The organism is Bacillus sp. SIMBA_008 (assembly GCF_046535495.1).
GTDB classification, from domain to species: domain Bacteria; phylum Bacillota; class Bacilli; order Bacillales; family Bacillaceae; genus Bacillus; species Bacillus subtilis.
Genome location: NZ_JAWRWL010001165.1, coordinates 1 through 240 on the forward strand (window position 1 = coordinate 1; position 240 = coordinate 240).

Genomic DNA, 240 nt, shown 5'->3' on the forward strand with positions numbered 1-240 from the left:
TTCTTTTCGTTATTCAATAAAAGAGCGGGCTATGGTAAATTGAAACAAAAAGGAGGTACGAGATGATGAAAAGGACAGCCATTGTAACTGGTGCCAATAGCGGCTTTGGCAAGCTCATCACGATAGGTCTCGCCAAGCAAGGCTATACAGTGATTGCAGGCGTCAGGCAGGAAGCCAATGCGAAAAAGCTAGCTGAAGAAATCGAGCAAGTCTCGTTATCCGAAGCGATACATATTGAAG

At 44.6% G+C, this 240-nt stretch carries 1 protein-coding gene; it reads left to right on the forward strand.

Annotated features, from left to right (window positions below; all coding sequences use genetic code 11):
• Positions 1–65: 65 nt before the first annotated feature.
• Positions 66–240 (forward strand): SDR family NAD(P)-dependent oxidoreductase (locus tag SB658_RS27110; RefSeq protein WP_410603620.1); only part of this gene is annotated, 175 nt, incomplete at its 3' end.